At 67.8% G+C, this 4,782-nt stretch carries 4 protein-coding genes; all 4 read right to left on the bottom strand.

What is annotated here, in order from left to right:
* Nucleotides 1–83: 83 nt before the first annotated feature.
* A complete protein-coding gene (locus tag EB084_19685; protein NDD30486.1) occupies nucleotides 84–998 on the bottom strand; it encodes a hypothetical protein in 915 nt (304 codons plus the stop codon).
* A gap of 2 nt (nucleotides 999–1,000) precedes the next feature.
* Nucleotides 1,001–2,278 carry a serine hydroxymethyltransferase gene (locus tag EB084_19680; GenBank protein NDD30485.1) on the bottom strand — a complete coding sequence of 426 codons (1,278 nt, stop codon included), beginning with the start codon at nucleotides 2,276–2,278 and terminating at the stop codon, nucleotides 1,001–1,003.
* A 22-nt stretch (nucleotides 2,279–2,300) separates the two neighbouring features.
* Nucleotides 2,301–3,635, bottom strand: coding sequence for a putative aminohydrolase SsnA (ssnA, locus tag EB084_19675; protein ID NDD30484.1), 1,335 nt, complete (start codon nucleotides 3,633–3,635; stop codon nucleotides 2,301–2,303).
* A 214-nt stretch (nucleotides 3,636–3,849) separates the two neighbouring features.
* Nucleotides 3,850–4,782, bottom strand: a 933-nt coding sequence (locus EB084_19670) for a hypothetical protein (GenBank protein ID NDD30483.1), incomplete at its 5' end; no start/stop codon positions are given.

The raw sequence follows: 4,782 nt of genomic DNA, 5'->3' as shown, positions 1-4,782 counted from the left end.
GTCGATGACGTCATCGACCGGATGGTGACGCCCCAGTGGAAGCGGCGCTTCCCCCGCATCTTCTGAGCGGGGGGCGGCTCGCTTCAGCCGACGAAGCGCCTGCCCACCCCAGCATCACCCAGGGCTTCCTCGAGGCGAGAGAGCCCGGCGATCACAACCTGACGCCCTCCGCCGGCGAGAAAGGCCTCGATGGCCTGCGCGCGTGCGGGAGAGAGCCCCTCCAGGGTGCGGTCCTTGCGCCGCTGGCGCAGCGCGTCGAGCGAGAGCGCGGCGACCCCTTGTGCGGTCTCTGCGTCTGCGCAGGTGAGCATGAGCGTTGAGGCTCCCAGCTCTCTTGCCAGAAGCGATGCGGTGAGCGCCTCGTCGAGGACAGCCGCGCTCCCCATGTACCATCCGCGCTCATCGAGCACGACGGGAACGCCGCCACCGCTGCCAGCCAGCACGACGAACCCAGCGCCCATCAGTGCGCGGATGGCGCCGATGTCGACGATGCGGCGGGGACGGGGGCAGGCGGCGAGACGACGCCAGACGCCCGCGTGCTCGGTCATGCGCCAGCCTTCTGAAGCACTGAGCCCCTGCGCTTCCTCGGCGGTGTAGGCGCCACCCACGGGGCGGTCTGGAGAGAGGAAGGCGGCGTCGCCGATGTCGACCTCGACGCGGGTCATCACAGCGGCCGCCTCACGCTCGATGCCGCGCAGCTTGAACTCGCTGGTCAGCGCCTGCTGGAGCTGGTATGCGACGGCGCCTTGTGCCTGGGCGCCGCACACGTCGAGGGGCGATTCGTCGACCCCTCCGCTGCTCACGGTGACGCGAGCAACGATCTCATCGAGCGCGCGCTGCCCCGCGAGGGTCACTACGAGGCCGTGTCCCGCCTGCGCGAGGGGGGCGAGGCATCGGCTGACCTCGCACATCGCTTCGTAGGCGTCAGAGAGCCCACGCTCCTCCATGGCGGTCGCGAGCGAAGCTTCGTCGACCGCCACAACGATGACGTCGGACACGATCAGACCGGGGCCGCGGACGGAGGTGCGGACTCGATGAGGCGTTCGGCGTACAGCGGGAAGCCGTCACAGAGCTGGCGCACCTCATTGCGGACGCGCTCGCGCACGGCGCTGTCGTGGGGCGCGCGGAGCACGTCGACGATCCAGCGACCGATCTGTTCCATCTGGGGCTCTTTCATGCCGCGAGACGTGAGGGCCGGCGTACCGATGCGAATGCCGCTCGGATCCATGGGAGAGCGCGTGTCGAAGGGGATGGCGTTCTTGTTGACGGTGATGCCTGCCTCATCGAGCAGGTGCTCGGCCTGCTTTCCGCTGAGATCGACGGAGGTCACGTCAACCAGGGTGAGATGGGTGTCGGTGCCGCCGCTCACGACGCGCACGGCTCGCTCTGAGAGCGCGGCAGCCAGGGCTCGCGCATTGGCGACGACCTGCTGCTGGTAGTCCTTGAACGTGGGCTTCAGAGCCTCGCCGAAGGCCACGGCCTTGGCCGCGATGACGTGCATGAGCGGCCCCCCCTGGGTGCCGGGGAACACGTTCTTGTTGATCTGCTTCGCCCACGCGCTCTTGCTGAGGATGAGCCCGGAGCGAGGCCCGCGCAGCGTCTTGTGGGTGGTGGTGGTGACGATGTCGGCGTAGGGCACGGGGCTAGGGTGAACGCCTGCCGCGACGAGCCCGGCGATGTGGGCCATGTCGACCACGAAAACGGCCTCCACCTCGTCGGCGATGCGGCGGATGCGCGGAAAGTCGATGATGCGGGGATAGGCGCTGGCGCCGGCCATGATGAGCTTGGGGCGGTGCGCTTTCGCCAGCCGTTCCATCTCGTCGTAGTCGAGCTGCTCGGTCTCTTGATCGAGACCATATTCAACGACCTTGAAGTAGCGGCCGCTGAAGTTCACTGGGTGGCCGTGGGTGAGGTGACCGCCCTGGTTGAGCTTCATGCCCATGAACGTGTCGCCCGGGTCGAGCACGCTGAAGAACATGGCGAGGTTTGCCTGCGACCCGGAGTGGGGCTGCACGTTCGCCTCTTCGGCGCCGAACAGCGTCTTGGCCCGGCTGATGGCCAGGTTCTCGACCACATCGACGAACTCGCAGCCGCCGTAGTAGCGCTTTCCCGGGTAGCCCTCGGCGTACTTGTTGGTGAGCACTGAGCCCTGCGCTGCGAGAACGGCCTCGCTCACGAAGTTCTCTGACGCGATCATCTCGAGGGTCGAGCCCTGTCGTCGGGTCTCGTCGTAGATGGCCTGGGCCACGTCCGGATCTTGATCCCAGAGGATGCGCATGCCGTCGAGGTGTGTCATGGGGCTACTCCAATCTCTGCCAGACCTTCGGCGCCAGCTCTCTTGCTCGCGCCGCGATCTCTTTCTCGTCAAGGGTGAGCAGGCGGCCGTCTTCCATGAGGACGCGACCGCCCACAATGGTGGTTCGCACGTCTGCGTTGATGATGCCGAAGATCAGGTGACCGAGGAAGTTGTCTTCGGTGAAAGGGGTGGGGGGGAGGTAGTCGACGATGATGAGGTCGGCGGCGGCACCGACCTGCAGCGCGCCGATGGGCTGGCCGAAGAAGTGCTCGGCCAGCGCCGCGTTGGTGCGGAACGCCATGTCGTAGATGGGGGCGAAGCCAAGGGTGCGGGGGTCGCCGCTGGCCGCCTTCTGTGCCAGCGGCAGGGCGCGCATCTCGGGGCGCAGATCGCCTGACATGCCGTCGGTGCCGAGCGCCACGCGAACTCCCGCGTCGAGCAGCGCGGGCAGCCGCGCCGTGCCCACGGCGTTGTTCATGTTCGACTGGGGGTTGTGCAGCAGCCACGAACGGCTCTGGGCCACCTGCTTGATCTCGGCGTCGTCGAGGTGCACGCCGTGCGCCAGCAGGGCCGGGCGTTCGAGCAGACCGGCTGCGGCCAGACGCGCAAGCGGCCGCTTGCCGTACTTCTTCACGCTGGCCTCGGCATCGACGGTGCCTTCACTGATGTGGATGTGGATCGGCGCGCCGGTCTCTTTGCAGACGCGGGCAGCCTCGGCCAGGGTATCGTCGTCGACGGTGAACGACGCGTGCAGCCCGAACGCGGCGGCCAACCGCCCTTCGTGGGCCTCGGCCTGCGAGAGGCAGCGCTTGATGAAGCGCTCGTTCTCGGCGATGCCCTTGCGAGCGGTCTCCTTGCCATCTCGGTCAGATACTTCGTAGCAGAGGCAGCCGCGAAGGCCTGATCGGAGCACGGCGTCGGCGATGAGGTCGAGGGAGCCGGGCACGTGGTTGGGGCTGGCGTGGTGGTCGAGAAAGGTGGTGGTGCCCTTGCGGATCATGTCGGCAAGTCCAAGCAGCGCGCTGTATCGCACGTCTTCGGCGAGCAGCGCCTTGTCGAGTCGCCACCACACCGATTCGAGGATCTGCTGGAAGTCGGCTGGCGCGGGCCCCGACAGCGCCATGCCGCGCGCGAAGGCGCCGTAGAAGTGGGTGTGGGCGTTGATGAAGCCCGGCATGATGAGCCCGCCGCGGGCATCGATGAAGCGCGCCGAGGGGTAGCGCCCGACAAATGCCGAGATGTCGTTCATCTCCACGATCTGCCCGCCAGAGACGGCGATGGCAGCATTGGGCATCAAGCGGTTGCGTTCGCCCAGGGTGACGAGGGTGGCGTTTCCAATGACGAGATCCTGCAAGGGGCCTCCCAGTGCGGTCGTTCCGGCGCGTGCCGAAAGGTCTGCCTGCTTTGGACGGGCGCCTTCGTTCTCCTGCCTGCGCGGCGCAGGCGGCGAGGCGCGCGTCGGCTTGCCACGGCCGTGTGAAGCGAAACGCCCCCGTGATCACATCACGGGGGCGCTTCGTCAGCTGCGACGAAGGGGAGCGAACCCCTCCGGCTCAGCCTTCGGCTTCCGCGGCCCTCGAGATCTGGGCGTACATCGACGTCACGCCGTTGTGCCAGTTGCCGTCGGTGGCCCAGCCAGCGGCGTTCACCGCCGCGGTCTGCTGCGCGATGGACTGGTCGGCCGTCGACCCGCCTTTTGCACGAAGCTTTGCAAAGGTTTCGGCGCCGACCCGTATCTGGTTCTCGACACCCGAGAAGGTCGGGTTGCGGGTGGCGTTGTTCGGATCGCTGTCGTAGGCGCCCACGCCGAGCATGCCGTTGACACCGATGCCGGTCTTGCCGAACTGGGTCTCCTGGCCCGCGATGGCCAGGAGGACGAGCGGATCGACGTTGTTCTCCTTGCCGTACTTGACCATGAGCGCACCCGCGTTCTGACCCGCGGCCGGCGAGCCCTTCTGCTGCAGGTACTTGTCGATGAACTGGGCCGTCTTCAGGTCATCGCCCTTCAGGTTCGGAGGAGGGCTCGGGTTGGCGCCGTTGGGAGGGGCGATCTGCGTGCCGCCTCCGCCACCGCCCGCAGGCGCGCCGCCGCCACCGCCCATGGGTGCACCGCCACCGGCCGGCGCACCACCGCCCATGGGGGCACCACCGCCACCGGCAGGGGCGCCACCGCCACCGGCGGGTGCGCCTCCTCCCGCAGGAGCCGCAGCGCCCGCGGGCGCCGGGCCCTGACCGTCGTTGCCCTGGCCGTTGCCCTGCAGCTGCTTGACCAGATCGTCGCGCTGCGTCGTCAGGTCTCCCAGTCTGGCCTTGAGGCGGTCGACCTCGCCCTGGTCACCCTTCTTCTGGGCCTCCTCGAGCTGATCTTGGGTCTCCTTGATCTGGCGCTCGAGCTCCTTGAGCTTCTTCTCGTCCTCCTGACGCTTCTTCTCTTCAGCCAGCTTCGCGTCATCAGGATTGTTGGCCGCGTCGGTCTTCTTGTCGTC

This window comes from Pseudomonadota bacterium, from assembly GCA_010028905.1.
Lineage (GTDB): Bacteria > Vulcanimicrobiota > Xenobia > RGZZ01 > RGZZ01 > RGZZ01.
Note: the sequence above shows the minus strand (reverse complement) of the source record. Positions and strands in the feature narration are given on the sequence as shown.